Source organism: Pseudomonas sp. CAN1, assembly GCF_030462585.1.
Taxonomy (GTDB): domain Bacteria; phylum Pseudomonadota; class Gammaproteobacteria; order Pseudomonadales; family Pseudomonadaceae; genus Pseudomonas.
Genome location: NZ_JASMRU010000018.1, coordinates 103781 through 119922, shown reverse-complemented (window position 1 = coordinate 119922; position 16142 = coordinate 103781). Strand labels below are relative to the sequence as shown.

The window sequence follows — 16142 nt, the reverse complement described above, 5'->3', positions numbered from 1 at the left end:
CTCGCCCCAGCCGAGCAGCGACATCGCTTCGGCATTGAAGATGCCGCGCTGCTGGTTGCGTCGCGAATCCAGGTTCATGCCGGTGTCGAAGCGCTTCTGCTTGCCGGCCATTTCCAGCACCGCGCCACCATCGCTGGTGGTGGGCGGGTTGAGCGCCATGGCCAGCTGCAGGCCCGGCACGCGGCTCATCAGTACGCTGAAGCGCTCGAAGCTCTCGCGGGTCAGCGGTTTCTCCGACTTGAGCTTGTCGATCCAGCGATCCACCCGCGCCTGGTGTACGCCCAGGTCACCGTTGCTGCGCACCTGGGTAATGTGGCCTTCGACCAGGACGATGCGCGCGACGCCGCTCTTGAAGTCCTGGTTGGGTACGTAGGCAAAGGAGATGAAGTAGCCGTCGTCCTGGTAGCGCTGGGTGATGGCCTTGGCCGCGGTCACCAGCTCACTGACCTGGATGGTGCGCTGGGTCAGCGGTTCCAGCAGGGGCTTCCAGGTGGCGACGGGGTAGTGCTTGCCGCCGGCCAGCTCGATGCGCTTGATGCGGATGCGTTGCTGGAGAATCTGCACCGGCTGGCTGGCCGCAGGCTCCGGCGTGGTGACCTTGGGGGCCTTGGGGCGCAGTTCGCCTTCGGGAAGGTTGGGGCGGGGCAGGGTCTGTTCGATATCGGAGCCGGGGAGCTGGATCGGGCGCTCGGCCCAGGCGAAAGGTGCAGCAGCCAACAACAGGGGCAGGACAGCGAGTTTGCGCATCTGGCTCCTCCGTGAGACCGACATCATGAAAAGACCAGGAGCCGTGGGCGGCTCCTGGTGACTACAGTATGGGCGTATTTCGGATTACTGCTTGGGCGTACCGATCGCCAATCCACCGCCCAGTCCGCCGGTGAGACCACCCAGCGTGCCGCCCACGGCGCCCAGCGTATTGCCCAGCAGGCCTCCCTGGCCGCCGGTCCCGCCGGTAGTACCGGCTCCAGCGCCAACTGCCACGCCGGAGCCCTGGTTGTTGCTGCCGATGCCCACACCGGCCCCGGCGACCAGGCCACCGCCGCCAGTCAGGCCGCTGGTCACATTGCCCAGAGTACCGGCCACACCGTTGACCAGGCCGCCCACCGGGTTACTGCCACCGGTGGCGCCGCCGAGGGAACCGGTCAGACCGCCGACTGCACCCGTCACGCCGCTGACCAGCCCGCCGACCGGATTACTGCCGCCAGTGGCACCGCCCAGGGCACCGGTTACACCGCTGACCAGGCCGCCGACCGGATTGCTGCCGCTGGTTGCACCACCCAGTGCACCGGTCACGCCGCCGACCAGACCACCTACCGGATTACTGCCGCCGGCTGCACCGCCTAGCGAACCGGTTACACCACCGAGCAGCCCACCGCCCGGATTGCTGCCGTTGACCAGGCCGCCGGCAGCGCTGACTGCCTGACCCGTATTGCTGACGATTCCGCCGACCGGGGCCAGCGCCGGATTCGCACTGGCTACCTGGTTGCCTGTCTGGGTCACAACGCCGCCGACGGTGGTCAACAGGTTGTTCACCGGCGTTCCCAGTCCGGTGGCGGCGCCCACGCCGCGGGTGGTTCCTTCGACCTGGCCGACCAGACCGGCGGTGGTGCCGCTCAGCTGGGTGGTCAGTTGGCTCAGCGGGCCAGTGGTCACTGCGCCGCTGAGGGAGTCGCCGAGCATGGTGATCTTGCCGCCGACACCGTCCACCAGGCCGCCGACCTGGCCGGTCACGCCCTTGAGCGGGGTGTTGGCCAGCACCGGCGCATCGCCGATGGAGGCAACGGTGTCGCCCAGGCTGGAGACTGCGCCGCCCGTGTGGCTGACCAGACCGGTAACACCGGCCACGGTGGTGCCCACGGCGTTGGGGTTGTTGCCCAGTTGGCCGAGGCCGTTGGTGACGCCGCTGCCGACGCTGTCGACGCCTTCGCCAACCTGCTGGATGACATTGCCGGCGTTGTCGGTCACGCCATCGCCCAGCACCGGCACTTTCACGGTGCGGACCACGGCAGCCAGGGTGTTGACGGTGTCGCCCGCGCTGGAGACGGCCTCGCCGGTCTCGGTCAGCACGTTACCGGTGGTGCTGGCCGGCGGGTTGGGCACGCCGCCGTCGGTGCCGCCAGTACCGCCATCGCCGCCGTCAGTACCGCCAGTGCCGCCGGTTCCACCTGTACCGCCGGTGCCGTCGCTACCGGTACCACCGCTACCGCCACTGCCATCGCCGCCGGCGCCGGAACCAGAGCCATCGCTCGCGGTACCGCTGCCGCCATCGGCACTGTGGTGACTGCCGCCATGGCTGCTGCAACCTTGCAGCGACAGGGCGACGACGAGAAGGGAAAGCGCGAAAACACGGATAGGGCCTGACATACGAATTCCTCCATGACGGACGTCAGCCAGCTAGCGGTCGGTCGGTATTCCGTCGCGCTGCTGAGCTGCTCTGGAGTCAGTTCTAGAGGATTGTTTTCAGGGGCGAAATTGGAACTTGTATATAGTCGTTTTGTGGTTTGCAGGTGTTTGAATTAAAAGGAAAAACTAAAGAATTATGGTGGGTTTTCGGCGCTTTTTAATACGTTGGATATAGCTCTTTTCGCACGATGGTTCCGTTTTGCTGTTCGAGGGCCTTCTCAGCGGCCCTGGAATCGACCTTCGCGGCGCTCCAGCATGGCGTTCAAGCCCTCCTGCGCGTCCTCGGTGGAGAGCAGTTCGCTGGCCATGGCTGGCAGCAGTCTTGCGGCCGCTTCCTCGCCCTCGTCGAGGCTGCGGCGCGCGGACGCCAGGGTGGCGCGGATGCCCAGCGGCGCCTGGGCGGCGACCCGCTGGGCCAGCCACAGGGCGCGTGGCATCAGTTCCTCCGGCGCCGTGACTTCCTGCACCAGGCCGATGCGATAGGCCTCGTGGGCATCGAACGGGTCGCCGGTGAGCAGCCAGCGCATGGCGTTACCCCAGCCGGCCACCTGGTGCATGCGCAGGGTGGCGCCGCCGAAAGGGAAGATACCGCGCTGCACTTCGAGCTGGGCGAAGCGCGCGTTGCTGGCGCACAGGTTGATGTCGGCGGCGAGCATCAGCTCGATGCCCAGGGTGAAGCAGTAGCCCTGGGCGGCCACCAGCAGTGGCTTGGTMAGCCGCCGGCCGCCGAAGGTGCCCCACGGGTCGGCGGAGCCTTCGGGCATCGTCCAGCCGGTGCGGAAGGTCTCGCCGATGTTGGCCAGGTCCAGGCCGGCGGTGAAGTGCTCGCCGTGGGCGAACACCAGGGCGCAGCGCAGATCGTCGTCGCGCTCGTATTCGCCGAAGGCCAGCACCAGTTGGGTGAGCATTTCCAGGTCGAAGGCGTTGCGCTTCTCGACCCGGTTCAGGCCGAGCAGCAGGACGTGGTCGTGGCGTTCGACGGTGACGCGCGGTTCGCTGCTGGCGGTCATGGCGGTGCTCCGGTCAGGTGGCTTGCACGGTATAGCCGGCAGGTGCGGGGTTGTCCAAGTGACGACCGTTCGCCGGTGCTGTTCCGAAAAGAAACACATCGGTCAGGAATTTCCGGTATGATACGCGCCGGCCAAACGCTGGCCTCGTTTCGGATCCCGCATTCTCCCGCAGTTTTCACACTCGGGCTATGTGTCCGCAGTGCGGACTTCCTTGACGCATTCTTCCAATCTTCATTTCGCAAATCCCCGCTTCCAGCTGCCTGGGTGACTTCATTGTCGTACAGGGCATGCGCAGCTCGGCTATTGGGTCTTTGCGGATGTACTTAGAGGCAAACCCATGACCCAGGAAACCGCCGGCTTCGCCGCGCTCGGTCTTCACCCCAATGTTCTCGCTGCCATTGCCGCTGTCGGTTATGAAGAACCGTCGCCGATCCAGGCCCAGTCGATCCCGGTGATCCTCGAAGGCCACGACATGATCGGCCAGGCGCAGACCGGCACCGGCAAGACCGCCGCCTTCGCGCTGCCGATGCTCTCGCAGATCGAACCGAGCCGCCGCGTACCGCAGGTACTGGTGCTGGTTCCGACCCGCGAGCTGGCCCTGCAGGTTGCTACCGCTTTCGAAACCTACTCCAAGCAGATGCCGGGCGTCGGCGTGATTGCCGTCTACGGCGGCGCGCCCATGGGCCCGCAGCTCAAGGCCCTGCGCCAGGGCGCCCAGGTCGTGGTCGCCACTCCGGGCCGCCTGTGCGACCACCTGCGTCGCGACGAGAACCTGCTGTCCACCGTCAAGAGCCTGGTGCTCGACGAAGCGGACGAAATGCTCAAGCTCGGCTTCATGGATGACCTCGAAGTGATTTTCGAAGCCATGCCGTCCAGCCGCCAGAGCGTGCTGTTCTCCGCGACCCTGCCTGCCTCGATCCGCAGCATCGCCGAACGTCACCTGAAAGAACCCAAGCACGTCCGCATCGCCGCCAAGACCCAGACCGTCGCGCGTATCGAACAGGTCCACCTGATGGTCCACGCCGACCAGAAGCCGGCCTCGATCCTGCGTCTGCTGGAAGTCGAGCAGTTCGACGCGCTGATCGGCTTCGTTCGCACCAAGCAGGCCACCCTGGACATCGCCGAGCTGCTGGAGCGCCAGGGCTACCGTGCCGCCGCGCTGAACGGCGACATGCCGCAGGCCCAGCGTGAGCGTGTGATCGAGTCGCTGAAAGACGGTTCGCTGGACATCGTCATCGCCACCGACGTCGCCGCCCGCGGCCTCGACGTGGCGCGTATCACCCACGTACTGAACGTGGACATGCCCTACGATCCGGAATCCTACGTACACCGTATCGGCCGTACCGGTCGTGCCGGTCGTGAAGGCCGCGCCCTGCTGCTGGTGACTCCGCGCGAGCGCCGCATGCTGCAGGTGATCGAGCGTGTGACCGGCCAGAAGGTTGGCGAAGTTCGCCTGCCGGACGCTGAAACCGTCCTCGAAGCACGTCTGAACCGCCTGGCCACCGGCTTGCAACCGCTGCTGGCCAACGCCGTTGCCAGCCGTGGCGCCGTGCGTGACGAGCTGTGCCGTCGCCTGGGTACCGATATGGACACCCTGGCCGCTGTACTGCTGGCCAAGCTGACCGAAGGCAAGGCGCTGGACCTGGAATCGGTCCGCCGCGAACAGCCGCTGACCCCGGCCGCCCCGCGTGAGCGCAGCGACCGTTACGAGCGCAGCGAGCGTGGCGATCGCCCCGAGCGCGGCGACCGTCCGGAGCGCAGCGGCGCACCCCGCACCATGGCTCCGCCGTCGGAAGGCAAGGCCCGTTGCCGTACCGCCCTGGGCGCCCGTGACGGCGTACAGGCTAAGAACCTGCTGGGCGCCATCCTCAACGAGGGCGGTCTGTCGCGCGAGGCCATCGGCCGCATCCAGATCCGCGAGACCTTCAGCCTGATCGAGCTGCCGGAAGAGAACCTCGACCGTCTGCTGACCAAGCTCAAGGACACCCGCGTCGCTGGCAAGGCTCTGCGCCTGCGTCGTTACCGCGAAGACTGATTCGTCAGTCTCCCGCGCATGAAAAAGCCCCGCTTCGGCGGGGCTTTTTCGTTTCCGGGGCTAACTGCCGGCACCTGGCTGGCGGTCTGGCCGCCTTTGTAGGAGCGAGCTTGCTCGCGAACCGCCTGACTCCGGCCCCGCCGGGGAAATGTTCGCGAGCAAGCTCGCTCCTACAGGTCGTGCTTCAACCGAAGCGGTAGATATCCATCCCCAGCGCGCCGAGGGTGAACCCGGCGTGCTCCACCGTCATCGCCGAGCCGCCCGCGCCGCGGGCGAAGTACAGCGGCAGCAGGTGCTCGTCGCGCGGGTGGTTGCGCACGGCGGACGGTGCCTGCTGGCGGTAGTCGAACAGTGCGGCCTCGTCGTCGGCCAGCAGGTGTTCCACCATCCAGTCGCGGAAGGCCTTGGCCCAGGGCGTGATCACCTCTGGGCCGGCATGCCAGTCCAGCTCGCCCAGGTTGTGGGTGATGCTGCCGGAGCCGATCAGCAGCACGCCTTCCTCGCGCAGTGCGCGCAAGGCCTGGCCGATGCGCTGCTGCATGGGCGCGCCGAGGCGGCTGGGCAGCGACAGCTGCACCACCGGGATATCGGCGGCCGGGTACATCAGGCTCAGCGGCACCCAGGCGCCGTGGTCCAGCGGGCGCTCTGGATCGAGGGTGGCCGGCAGGCCGTCCGCGGCCAGCAGCTCGACGACGCGCTGCGCCAGCTCCGGTGAGCCGACCGCCGGGTACTGCACGGCATAGAGTTCGGGCGGGAAGCCATAGAAGTCGTGCCAGGTTTCCGGCTGCGACGCGGCGGTGACCCGCAGGTCCGGGGTTTCCCAGTGGGCGGAGACCACCAGGATGGCTGTCGGGCGCGGCAGTTCGCGGGCCAGGCGCTTGAGCGGCGCGTCACTGGCGCCGGGCTCCAGGGCCAGCATGGGCGAGCCGTGGGAGATGAAAAGGGCAGGGAGCATGGGGCACCTCACTACTGGAATGCCTCCATGTTCACGCGCCTAAAGATCGAAATCCAGTATAGGTTTTTGAAGGTAATGATCTGTTCTGTCGATTTGTTGTCGGAAAATTCTTTGCGTGACCGAGTTCTTTTGGAATTGCCAACTGGCTTGCAGAGTGATTCTCACACCTCGCCGCCGGGTATTTCTCCGGATGCCACTCGGTTGATGCGGTAAAGTTTGCGGAAAATTCCTAGCCGAACATCGGATTACAAGATGCAGCTAAACGATCAGGTTCTTGTGCTCGAACCCGGTGAATGTCTCCGCCTCGACGATGGCACCCGGATCTGCGTGCAGCGGGTGCGCGATGGCCAGGTGCGCCTGAAAATCATGGACGCCGAGGAAGCTCGGCGTGAGCGTCGCGGCAGTTGGTGGAGCTGGTTGCTTCCCCGCGCTTTGCGCAGTGTTTGAGTGGGTGACCTATGCAGCATGAATTCTGGCAGTCGCGCTGGGCGCGCAATGAAATCGGCTTCCACCAGCAGGCGGTGAACCCTGGCTTGCAACGCCACTGGCCGGCGCTCGGGGTGCCGGAGGAGGCGCAGGTACTGGTGCCGCTGTGCGGCAAGAGCCTGGACATGCTCTGGCTGGCGCAATGGGGCTATCGCGTGCTGGGGGTGGAGCTGGCCGAGCGCGCGGCGATCGACTTCTTCGCCGAGCTGGGCGTGGAGCCGCAGGTTACCCAGGAAGGCGCGCTGCGCCGTTACAGCTACGAGCGGCTGGAAATCCTCCAGGGTGATTTCTTCGCCCTCGGCGCCGAGCAGGTGGCCGATTGTGCGGCGTTCTACGACCGCGCAGCGCTGATCGCTCTGCCGGCAGAGATGCGCGCCGACTATGCGGCGCATCTGCAGATCATCCTGCCGCCGCAGGTGCGCGGGCTGCTGGTGACCCTGGAATACCCGCAGGCAGAAATGGACGGCCCGCCGTTCGCCGTGATGGCCGACGAGGTACAGCAACACTTCGCTGCCCAGTGGGCGGTTGAGGAGTGCGAGCGCCTGGACGTCCTGGCGGATAACCCGAAGTTCCTGAAACGCGGCGTCAGCCATCTGGACGAGGTGGTGTTCACGCTGCGTCGTGGCTGAATCGAGGGCATGAAAAAGGCGACCCGAGGGTCGCCTTTTTTGTTGCCTTGAAACTCAGCGGCCAGCGGCGCGCAGGGCTTCGATGCGGTCTTCCAGCGGCGGGTGGCTCATGAACAGGCCGGCAAGGCCGTGCTTGAGGTTGCCGTTGATGCCGAAGGCCTGCAGCGTGTCGGGCATCTGCACCGGTACGCCCTGTTCGGCGCGCAGGCGTTGCAGGGCGGCGATCATTGCGCCGGTGCTGGCCAGGCGGGCGCCGGCTTCGTCCGCGCGGTATTCGCGTTTGCGCGAGAACCACATGACGATGATGCTGGCGAGGATACCCAGGACCAGCTCGGCGAAAATGGTCGCGACAAAGTAGCCGATGCCCGGGCCGTCTTCATTCTTCAGGATCGCCTTGTCGACGAAGTTGCCGAAGATTCGCGCGAAGAACATCACGAAGGTGTTCACCACGCCCTGGATCAGCGCCAGGGTGACCATGTCGCCGTTGGCCACGTGGCCGATCTCGTGGGCCAGCACGGCTTTCACTTCTTCAGGCGAGAAGCGCTCCAGCAGGCCCTGGCTGACCGCGACCAGTGCGTCGTTGCGGTTCCAGCCGGTGGCGAAGGCGTTGGCCTCGTAGGCGGGGAAGATACCGACTTCCGGCATCTTGATGCCGGCCTCGCGGGACAGCTCTTCCACGGTCTGCAGCAGCCACTGTTCGTGGCGGGTGCGCGGCTGGCTGATGATCTCGGTGCCGGTGCTCATCTTCGCCATCCACTTAGAGATGAACAGCGAAACCAGGGAGCCGGCGAAGCCGAAGACGGCACAGAAGATCAGAAGGCTACCGTAATTCTGGCCGGTGAAACGGTCCACGCCGAGCAGTTTCAGGGTGATGCTGGCGATCACCAGAACTGCCAGGTTGGTGGCCAGGAACAACAGGATGCGCATCATGGCGTAAAGCTTCTCCTCACGGTGACAGGGGGAAAAACCGCATGGCAATGCGGCTTTCCGGATCGCCGTGCACAGGCAGGCACGGGATCGCTGAATAGTATGCGGGGTATATACGGTTGGCCCCCAGGCGATTCAACTCGGGGACTATTTCAACTTGTGTCGCATGCCCGTATTACGGGCGCCCGAGGTCGCTCTCGAAGAGTAGACGGGTCAGCCGCGCGATGCGTTCCCCGTGGCGGGCGGCCAGCGCTTCGCGCAGCTGGTTGGCCAGCGTGGCCTGGTCGCGGCGCACGCTGGGCGGCAGTTCCTCACCGTCGCGCACGGCGTGGGGGACGATGCGGGTCAGGCGCATGAAGGCCTTTTCGCTGAGCACCGCCTGGTCCAGCGCTTCGTAACGAATAGTGGTCTCGAAGCGCAGGTAGCCTTCATCGGCCAGCCACAGCAGCGCGCCCAGGCAACTCTGGTGGCGGGTGCTGGGCAGGCCGAACTCGTCGGGCTCTTCCCGGCCGATCAGGTCCTCGATGTAGAGGGCGATCTTGCGCGGGAAGGCCTGATAGAGGGTCAGCAGGCCGGAGGCGGCATCCTTGTAGAAGTCGTCGATCTGCAGGTCCATTTATGCGCTGGAGTTCACTGGCGATGGGTTATTGGCGATAGCTTTTCAGGAAGTTGCCGATGCGGCCGATGGCCTGCTCCAGGTCATCGATACGCGGCAGGGTAACCACCCTGAAGTGATCCGGCCAGGGCCAGTTGAAGGCGGTGCCCTGAACGATGAGCAGCTTCTCGGAAAGCAGCAGGTCGAGGACGAACTTCTCGTCGTTGTGGATCGGGCAGACCTTCGGGTCGATGCGCGGGAAGGCGTAGAGCGCGCCCATGGGCTTCACGCAGCTGACGCCGGGGATGTCGTTGAGCAGTTCCCAGGCGCGGTTGCGCTGTTCCAGCAGGCGGCCGCCCGGCAGCACCAGGTCGTTGATGCTCTGGTAGCCGCCCAGCGCGGTCTGGATTGCGTGCTGGCTCGGTACGTTGGCGCACAGGCGCATGTTGGCCAGGATATCCAGGCCCTCGATGTAGCTCTGTGCCTTGTGCTTGGGCCCGGAAATGGCGATCCAGCCGGAGCGGAAGCCGGCCACGCGGTAGGACTTGGACAGGCCGTTGAAGGTTAGGCAGAGCACGTCCGGCGCCAGGGAGGCGGTGGAGATGTGCTGGGCTTCGTCGTAGAGGATCTTGTCGTAGATCTCGTCGGAGAAGATCACCAGGTTGTGCTGGCGCGCCAGTTCGACGATGTCCAGCAGCACTTCCTTCGAGTAGACCGCACCGGTGGGGTTGTTCGGGTTGATCAGCACCAGGGCCTTGGTGTTGCTGGTGATCTTCGCCTTCATGTCGGCGACGTCGGGGAACCAGCCGGCCTGCTCGTCGCACAGGTAGTGCACCGGCTTGCCGCCGGAGAGGGCGACCGAGGCGGTCCACAGCGGGTAGTCGGGCGCCGGGATCAGCACCTCGTCACCGTTGTTGAGCAGAGCCTGCAGGGCCATGACGATCAGCTCGGATACGCCGTTGCCCAGGTAGATGTCCTCGATGCCGACGCCTTCCACCTGCTTCTGCTGGTAGTACTGCATCACCGCCTTGCGCGCGCTGAACAGGCCCTTGGAGTCGCTGTAGCCCTGGGCGGTCGGCAGGTTGCGGATGACGTCCTGGAGGATTTCGTCCGGCGCCTCGAAACCGAACGGCGCCGGGTTGCCGATGTTCAGCTTGAGGATGCGATGGCCTTCCTCTTCCAGGCGCTTGGCGTGCTTGAGCACGGGCCCGCGAATGTCGTAGCAGACGTTGGCGAGCTTGTTCGATTTGGTGACCTGCATGATCTGGGATTCCGAAATAGTCCGCGGCCGGCGACTTGGCAGGCTGTAACGCGGGTGACAGACTGGCGTCAAATGATCGGTTCGGAAGTGCTTTTCCCTGGTGTCGACCCTGAAAATCGACAGGAAAACAGTGGAATTCTCGAAAAAGTAGAGTTTTTAAGGCTTTTCTATCGCGAGAATGTCGCTGTGCGGCAGATTCTGAACATGACGTTAACCACGCGCATCATACGTGCGGCCCGATTCCCGGAAAAGCAGGCATCGGGCATTTTTTCCATTAATGGAGGCAGATCGATGGAAAAGCTGGAAAAGCCCCTGGATTCCTGGCGTGACGAACTCACCGACGAGCAGTTCCATGTCTGCCGCCTGGGCGGCACCGAGCGCGCCTTTACCGGCGAATACCACGACACCAAGACCCCCGGCATCTACCACTGCGTGTGCTGCGGCACTGCGCTGTTCGACTCCGACGCCAAGTACGACTCGGGCAGCGGCTGGCCGAGCTACTTCCAGCCGGTGAACGGCGAGGTGGTCAAGGAACTGGAAGACTTCAGCCACGGCATGCACCGCATCGAAGTACGCTGCGGCAAGTGCGATGCGCACCTGGGCCACGTCTTCCCCGACGGCCCGCGGCCGACCGGCCTGCGCTACTGCATCAACTCGGCATCGCTGAAACTGGTGCCGAAAGCCTGAAACGGAGGCCCGCCACAAGCGGGCCTTTTCTTTGGGGCTTCAGGGCTGTTACCTGTAGGAGCGGACCTTGTCCGCGAGACGCCGGCAAGGCCGGCGTTCGATGTGCGCGGGAAATTGGAGCTCGCCTGTTGTCCGGGATTTCCGGATGGCAGACTTCGCGGACAAGGTCCGCTCCTACGAAAAGCATGATGCACCGTCATTTCATTGGGTGATTCGTGATCAATTGAATTGCGTGCAATTTAATTGATCACTATTCTTTGCTTTCCCACTTCTCAGGAGCCATGTCCGATGAGCGATGCACTGCTGAACATTCCCGTGACCACCATCAAGGGCGAACAGAAGACCCTCGCCGACTTCGGCGGCAAGGCCCTGCTGGTGGTGAACACTGCCAGCCAGTGCGGCTTCACCCCACAGTACAAGGGGCTGGAAAAGCTCTGGCGCGAGTACAAGGACAAGGGCCTGGTGGTGCTCGGCTTCCCCTGCAACCAGTTCGGCAAGCAGGAGCCGGGCGGCGAGGGCGAGATCAGCCAGTTCTGCGAGCTGAACTTCGGCGTGAGCTTCCCGCTGTTCAAGAAGATCGACGTCAATGGCGCCGAGGCCCATCCGCTCTACGTGCAGCTGAAGAAGCGCGCTCCCGGCCTGCTGGGCAGCCAGGGCATCAAGTGGAACTTCACCAAGTTCCTCATCGGCCAGGACGGCAAGCTGGTCAAGCGTTTCGCCCCGACCACCAAGCCCGAGCAACTGTCCGCCGAGATCGAAGCGCTGCTGTGATGAAGGACGCTGTCTCCCTGCCGGCCGAACTGCAGCTGGACAACCAGCTGTGCTTCCGCCTGTACGCCGTGTCCCGAGCGGTGATCCGTGGCTACCGGCCGATGCTCGACGCACTCGGCCTGACCTACCCGCAGTACCTGGCCATGCTGGTGCTCTGGGAGTGGCAGGCCGAACCGCCGGAGCAGCCCTCGGTGAAGGCCCTGGGCGAGCGCCTGATGCTCGATTCCGGCACCCTCACGCCGTTGCTCAAACGCCTGGAACAGCTTGGTCTGGTATTACGCCGCCGTGCGCAGCATGACGAGCGCGAGGTGCACCTGGGGCTGACGGCGGAAGGCGCGGCGTTGCGCGAGAAAGTCCTGCCGCTGCGCGAGGAACTGCTGTGCCGCAGCGGCATCGACCTGAGCGTCACCGACGGCCTGCGCGAGCAGCTCGACAGCCTGCTGCTGCAACTGGCGAAGCTGGACGCCTGACTCAGCCGCGCGGCTGGTGCCCGGCCCAGCGCTCCAGCAGGGCCGCCAATTCGTCGCGGTGGAAGGGCTTGGCCAGGTAGTCGTCCATGCCGGCGGCGCGGCAGCGCTCGCGTTCGTCCGGCAGCGCGTTGGCGGTCAGGGCGATTACCGGCAGGTCCGGCCAGCGGCCGCTCTCGCGGATTGCCCGGGTCGCCTGATAGCCATCCATCACCGGCATGTTGCAGTCCATCAACACCAGGTCGAACTCCGCGTCTTCCAGCTGCTTCAGCGCCTCCTCGCCGTTGGCGGCGATGCTCACCTGGCAGCCCAGCTTCTGCAGTAGCCCACGGGCGACCAACTGGTTGACCGGGTTGTCCTCCACCAGCAGGACGCGGGCGGAAAACTGCTCCAGCGGGCCGGCAGCGGCAGTCTTCGCCGCCGGCAGCGGCTGGTGCTCGAAGGCCTGCTTGAGTGCCTGGTAGAGCACGGCGCGGGACAGCGGCCGGGCCAGCTGGCGCAGCGGCGCCAGGCGCTGGGCGAGGTCGGGTTCGAGGAAGTTGCCGTAGGCGGTGACCAGCAGCACCGGCCGAGTCACGCTCTGGCGCAGGCCGATCAGGCAGTCCGGGCAGTCCGACAGCAGCGCATCCAGCTCCACGCCGGCCAGGCTCGCGTCGATGTCCAGACGCTGGTAGGCCACGCCCCATTCCGGCAGCCAGTTCTGCAGCAGCGCGGCCAGCCCGCTGCTGGCGGCGCACTGCACGATCAGCTTGCCCTCCAGCTTGGCCAGCGGCTGCGCCGGCTCTAGTGCGTGCAGCGGCAGGGTGACGGCGAATTCGCTGCCCAGGCCCGGCTCCGAGGTGACGCTCAGCTCACCCTGCATCGCCTCGCACAGCTTGCGCGTCAGCGCCAGGCCCAGCCCGGTGCCGCCGTACTGGCGGGCAATGCCGGCGTCGGCCTGGGTGAAGGGCTGGAAGATCTTCTGCAGCGCCTCGGGCGCCACGCCGATGCCGGTGTCGCGTACGCTGATGCGTACGCCCTGATTTTGCGGTGAGGAGCCGAGGGGCTCCACACGCACATCCACACGGCCGAAGCGGGTGAACTTGAGGGCGTTGGACAGCAGGTTGCTCACCACCTGGCGCACCCGCGTCGGGTCGCCGGAGAGCTGCGCCGGCAATTGCGGGCTGATCAGGCAGGTGAGCTCCACGGCCGGGCCGGCGTTCTGCGAGAGCAGGCTGGCGGTGTCCTCCACCAGGGTGCCGAGGTCGAAGGGAATCTGCTCCAGCTCCAGCTGGCCGGCCTCGAACTTGGACAGGTCGAGCACGTCGTTGAGCAGCTCCACCAGCACTTTGCCTGAGTCGTGGGCGATGGACAGCTGCTGGCGCTGCTCGGCGGTCAGCGGGCCGTCCAGCGCCAGGCCGAGCATGCCCAGCAGGCCGTTGAGCGGGGTGCGGATCTCATGGCTCATGTTGGCCAGGAAGCTGCCGCGCGCCTGGGCCATGGCCAGGGCGGTCTGCCGTGCGTGCTCCAGTTCCTGATTGGACAGGGTCAGGCGCGCGTTGGCCGCCTTCAGTTCGGCGGTGCGCGCGGCGACGATGCTTTCCAGCTCTTCCAGGTACTGGGTCAGGCGATCCTCGGCCTCGCGGCGCTGCTCCATCTCCACGGAAATCCGGTTGAGCTGGCGGTTGGTGACCTCCACCAGCACGCCGATTTCATCGCGCTCGTGGCCGCGCGGGCAGGGCAGGCGCAGCCGCGACGGCGAGCGCGGGTCGTGGCGGGCGAGGGCTTCGATCAGGCTCACCAGCGGCTTGGTCAGCAGTGCGTAGAAGAGCACCAGCAGGATCAGCGAGAGCATCAGGCTGCGCACGAAGCCGGAGAGGAAGGTCAGGCCGGCGCGGCGCAGGAAGTCGTTGCCGAAGACGAAGGTGTCGATCTCCAGACGCAACACACCGAGGGATTCGGCCGGCGCGTGGTCGACGAACAGCGGCTCTTCATAAGTGCGCTGCTGGCCGAAGAGCGAGTCGCTGAGGCCGCGCAGGTGGCTTTCCGCCGGCGGGCGATCGGCGCTGGCCAGGGGCACGCCGGCGTTGTCGATGATCTCGGCACGGATCACGGCGGGCGAGCGCAGCAGTCCTACGACCAGTTCCTGGGCCAGCTCGGCGTCGATGTTGTAGGCAATGCGCGCGGCGGGGTTGTGGCTGACATCCAGCAGGGCGCGCACTTCGCGGTTGATGGAGGCGTCCTGGCTGGCATAATCGACGCCTACCTGGATCAGGCTCAGCAGGGTGCCGAGGATGAACGCCACCAGCACCGTCAGGCTGGCCTGCTTGAACGAGAGGCGATGTGTGAGCGCAATATCCATGGGTGCGGAGCGTCGCCTCGCAAGAGCTTTCCTGCGGCGTAGCATAGCCCATCAGAACCGTCTGTCGGCATAGCCTGAAGGCAAAGAAATTCCTGGGCCTGCACCCGGAAAGTTGCCCCTGAAGAGCTTGGAGATTCGCGTGGATTCCCGTCTGAATGATTTTCTCACCCGCGCCGAAGCGCTGATGGCGCGCCTGGAGCCGTTGCTGCCTGCCGTACGCGAGCCTATCGACTGGCAGCGCAGCCTGGCGGCGCGCTGGCACCGCGACGGCCGCAGCGGCTACCTGCAGGCGCTGGAGGTCAGCCTCGACCTGCGCCTGGATGACCTGCTCGGCGTAGATCGACAGCGCGAGCAGCTGGCGCGCAACACCCGCCAGTTCGTCGCCGGGCAGCCGGCCAACCACGCGCTGCTCTGGGGCGCCCGTGGCACCGGCAAATCCTCGCTGGTGCGCGCGCTGCTGGCCGAACTGGCCGGGGAGGGGCTGCGCCTGATCGAGATCGAGCGCGATCACCTGGCGGACCTGCCGCGCGTGGTCGAGCAGATCCAGGGCCTGCCGCAGCGCTTCGTGCTGTTCTGCGACGACCTGTCGTTCGATGCCGGCGAGGGAGATTTCCGCGTTCTCAAGAGCGTGCTCGACGGCTCGCTGGAGCAGGCGCCGGACAACGTGCTGCTGTACGCCACGTCGAATCGCCGCCATCTGGTTTCGGAGAAGCAGAGCGACAACGAGAACTGGAAGATGGTCGACGGCGAGTTGCATCCCAACGAGGCCGTCGAAGACAAGATCGCCCTGTCCGACCGTTTCGGCCTGTGGCTGTCCTTCTATCCCTTCACCCAGGAGCACTTCCTCAGCGTGGTGCGCCACTGGGTCGAAGTGCTCGCACAGAAGTCCGGGCTCGACGCCTGGAGCTGGGACGAGGCGCTGGAGAAGGAAGCCATTCGCTGGGCGCTCGGGCGCGGCAACCGGAATGGCCGCTGTGCCTATCAATTCGCCCGCTACTGGGTGGGCCGACAATTGCTGGAAGGAGACACCCCATGATCGATCTGCAACAGGCCGGCAGCGGCCTTGGTGGCTACGCGCTGCTGGCCGCCCAGGCCGAGTCGCTGTTCGCCGACGAGCGCGATTTCATCGCCAACGCCGCGCAGTTTTCCGCGTTCCTGTTCAATGAGCTGCCGGATCTGAACTGGGCCGGCTTCTACCTGAACCGTAACGAGGAACTGGTGCTCGGCCCGTTCCAGGGCAAGGTCGCCTGCGTGCGCATTCCTTTCAGCAAGGGCGTGTGCGGTGCGGCGGCGCGTAGCCGTGAAACCCAGCGTGTCGAAGACGTGCATGCGTTCCCCGGCCATATCGCCTGCGACAGCGCTTCCAACAGCGAGCTGGTGGTGCCGCTGGTGAAGGAAGGGCGGCTGATCGGCGTGCTCGACCTGGACAGCCCCAAGGTCGGGCGCTTCAGCGCGGAAGACCAGGCCGGTATCGAGCGCCTGGTGGAGATTTTCCTGCGTCTTTCCGACTGCTGACGTTTCGCTGGTAATAAAAAGCCCCGCCTGGGCGGGGCTTTTTCATGTGTTCGCGATGGC

At 65.6% G+C, this 16142-nt stretch carries 15 protein-coding genes and 1 pseudogene; 8 read left to right on the top strand and 8 right to left on the bottom strand.

All coding sequences use genetic code 11. The features are described from left to right. From QO207_RS21475 to QO207_RS21465, 3 genes are all read right to left on the bottom strand, one after another. Positions 1-747: POTRA domain-containing protein (locus QO207_RS21475; protein WP_301534315.1), on the bottom strand; the 747-nt coding region annotated here is incomplete at its 3' end. Positions 748-831: 84 nt separating this feature from the next. Then, complete coding sequence (locus QO207_RS21470) at positions 832-2364, bottom strand: collagen-like triple helix repeat-containing protein (RefSeq protein ID WP_301534314.1); 1533 nt, start codon at positions 2362-2364, stop codon at positions 832-834. A gap of 257 nt (positions 2365-2621) precedes the next feature. Beyond that, entirely contained in the window at positions 2622-3413 is a 792-nt protein-coding gene (locus tag QO207_RS21465; RefSeq protein ID WP_301534313.1) for a crotonase/enoyl-CoA hydratase family protein, read from the bottom strand. Positions 3414-3716: 303 nt separating this feature from the next. Here QO207_RS21465 and QO207_RS21460 point away from each other — a divergent pair. Continuing rightward, a pseudogene (locus QO207_RS21460) lies at positions 3717-5448 on the top strand (DEAD/DEAH box helicase). A gap of 184 nt (positions 5449-5632) precedes the next feature. On the opposite strand, the gene QO207_RS21455 reads toward QO207_RS21460, so the two are convergent. Further along, a complete protein-coding gene (locus QO207_RS21455) occupies positions 5633-6403 on the bottom strand; it encodes a class III extradiol ring-cleavage dioxygenase (protein ID WP_301534312.1) in 771 nt (256 codons plus the stop codon). Between the two features lie 252 nt (positions 6404-6655). Here QO207_RS21455 and QO207_RS21450 point away from each other — a divergent pair, with 252 nt between their 5' ends. Then, positions 6656-6850: a hypothetical protein gene (locus QO207_RS21450; protein WP_301534311.1), complete on the top strand. Its 195-nt coding sequence runs from the start codon at positions 6656-6658 to the stop codon at positions 6848-6850. An 11-nt stretch (positions 6851-6861) separates the two neighbouring features. Then, positions 6862-7518: a thiopurine S-methyltransferase gene (locus tag QO207_RS21445; protein ID WP_301534310.1), complete on the top strand. Its 657-nt coding sequence runs from the start codon at positions 6862-6864 to the stop codon at positions 7516-7518. Positions 7519-7572: 54 nt separating this feature from the next. On the opposite strand, the gene htpX is transcribed toward QO207_RS21445, so the two are convergent. The 3 genes from htpX to QO207_RS21430 all read right to left on the bottom strand — a co-directional run bounded on the left by htpX (position 7573) and on the right by QO207_RS21430 (position 10301). Next, on the bottom strand, positions 7573-8448 hold the full coding sequence (htpX, locus tag QO207_RS21440; protein ID WP_081518629.1) for a protease HtpX: 876 nt from the start codon (positions 8446-8448) through the stop codon (positions 7573-7575). A 172-nt stretch (positions 8449-8620) separates the two neighbouring features. Continuing rightward, on the bottom strand, positions 8621-9061 hold the full coding sequence (locus QO207_RS21435) for a hypothetical protein (RefSeq protein ID WP_301534309.1): 441 nt from the start codon (positions 9059-9061) through the stop codon (positions 8621-8623). A gap of 28 nt (positions 9062-9089) precedes the next feature. Further along, positions 9090-10301 (bottom strand): pyridoxal phosphate-dependent aminotransferase, encoded by a 1212-nt coding sequence (locus QO207_RS21430; RefSeq protein WP_301534308.1) that lies wholly within the window; start codon positions 10299-10301, stop codon positions 9090-9092. A 291-nt stretch (positions 10302-10592) separates the two neighbouring features. On the opposite strand from QO207_RS21430, the gene msrB reads away from it, so the two are divergent. The 3 genes from msrB (at position 10593) to QO207_RS21415 (ending at position 12229) form a co-directional block, all read left to right on the top strand. Then, complete coding sequence (gene msrB, locus QO207_RS21425) at positions 10593-10988, top strand: peptide-methionine (R)-S-oxide reductase MsrB (RefSeq protein WP_045211413.1); 396 nt, start codon at positions 10593-10595, stop codon at positions 10986-10988. Between the two features lie 288 nt (positions 10989-11276). Next, on the top strand, positions 11277-11759 hold the full coding sequence (locus QO207_RS21420) for a glutathione peroxidase (protein WP_301534307.1): 483 nt from the start codon (positions 11277-11279) through the stop codon (positions 11757-11759). Further along, complete coding sequence (locus QO207_RS21415) at positions 11759-12229, top strand: MarR family winged helix-turn-helix transcriptional regulator (RefSeq protein WP_301534306.1); 471 nt, start codon at positions 11759-11761, stop codon at positions 12227-12229. Before QO207_RS21420 ends, QO207_RS21415 begins: the two co-directional genes overlap by 1 nt. 1 nt (position 12230) lies before the next feature. On the opposite strand, the gene QO207_RS21410 is transcribed toward QO207_RS21415, so the two are convergent. Beyond that, positions 12231-14612: an ATP-binding protein gene (locus QO207_RS21410; RefSeq protein WP_301534305.1), complete on the bottom strand. Its 2382-nt coding sequence runs from the start codon at positions 14610-14612 to the stop codon at positions 12231-12233. 94 nt (positions 14613-14706) lie between these two features. Between QO207_RS21410 and QO207_RS21405 the strand changes: the two genes are divergently transcribed. Both QO207_RS21405 and QO207_RS21400 read left to right on the top strand, forming a co-directional pair. Then, positions 14707-15603, top strand: coding sequence for an ATP-binding protein (locus QO207_RS21405; RefSeq protein WP_301534304.1), 897 nt, complete (start codon positions 14707-14709; stop codon positions 15601-15603). Further along, on the top strand, positions 15600-16082 hold the full coding sequence (locus tag QO207_RS21400) for a GAF domain-containing protein (protein ID WP_301534303.1): 483 nt from the start codon (positions 15600-15602) through the stop codon (positions 16080-16082). The genes QO207_RS21405 and QO207_RS21400 overlap by 4 nt, the downstream gene beginning before the upstream one ends. Positions 16083-16142: the final 60 nt, after the last annotated feature.